The following is a 1,180-nucleotide window of genomic DNA, read 5'->3' as shown; positions in this document are numbered from 1 at the left end:
ACCTCTTCCTCGCTCAGGCACATCAGCTGGGAGAGTTCCTTGACGGTGGGGGTGCGGCCGAGCCGGCTGCGGAGCTCCTCGGTGGCCTTGGCGAGCTGGATCCGGGCTTCCTGCAACCGCCTGGGGACATGCACGGCCCACGAGGTGTCGCGGAAGAAGCGCTTCATCTCACCGACGATGTAAGGAACCGCGAAGGAGGTGAACTCGACTTCGCGAGTGAGCTCGAACCGGTCAATGGCCTTGATCAATCCGACCATGCCGACCTGGACGATGTCCTCCATCTCGTCCTGGCCGCGGCTGCGGAAGCGTGCGGCCGCGAAGCGGACGAGGGTCATGTTCATCTCGATGAGGGTGTTGCGCGCGTACTGGTACTCGGGTGTGCCCTCTTCGAGAACGGTGAGTTGGTCGAAGAACAGCTTGGACAGCTGCCGGGCGTCCTTGGGGGCGACCCGCGAGGGGTCCGCTATCTCCGGGAGTGCCACGGTCTGTGGTTGTGCCGCCTCGGTCACCGTCATGTCAGGCCCCTCCCACGGTTCCAGCCCTCGTACTGCCGGCTGCTGGAGGCCGACACCGGCGCGGGTACCCGCATGCGGCCGGTCCATGCGAATGGCGGGGTGTCCCTCGCTGTCTCGTTCCAGGTGTGGTGCGCGTGAAGGGGTGCTGTGTGCGCGTGGGGTGTCTCCTGCTGGTGCACATCCGCAGGGTGATCGGACGGGTGACCTATCGAGCATGCGCCGAGGGCGTGCTTACCGACGTCGTCCTGGACGAACCGTTCCGCGACTGCGGGCTGGGCACCAAGGCACTGTCCCATCCGCGGTCCCAGTATCCCGACGTCACCTCGCGCACCACACGGGACACTCGCCTCATTCGCCCGTCCTCGCTTCGTGGGTGAGAACGAGGGCAGCTCGGCATCGCAGCCGTTGGGCTCCCGGACGGGGGAGCCCGAGGCGGCCCGCATAGTTGCCGTGCTGGTTGACCGAGCGTGGTCGGCGGCCGTTCACATCCTCCTTCAGCGGCTTCCGTCCCCGGCCGATGTGTCCTCCGGGTTGACGCCCGTGTAGGCGGAGGCATCCTTTTTGCCGCTGGGGCGGCGGGATGCTCCGCGGCGGCCGGTGTCGTGCATGCCTTCGGACTTTTCTCGGTCTTCGCCACTCGCGGTCAGGCTGTCCGAGGGCGTGCC

General features: G+C 67.1%; 1 protein-coding gene. It reads right to left on the bottom strand.

The annotated features are described in order from the left end of the window. The coding region (locus ACFWBT_RS43095) for a sigma-70 family RNA polymerase sigma factor (protein ID WP_385710333.1) at nt 1–515 on the bottom strand (515 nt) is incomplete at its 3' end. Between the last annotated feature and the right edge of the window lie 665 nt (nt 516–1,180).

The organism is Streptomyces sp. NPDC060027 (genome assembly GCF_042737005.1).
Taxonomy (GTDB): Bacteria; Actinomycetota; Actinomycetes; order Streptomycetales; family Streptomycetaceae; genus Streptomyces.
Note: the sequence above shows the minus strand (reverse complement) of the source record. Positions and strands in the feature narration are given on the sequence as shown.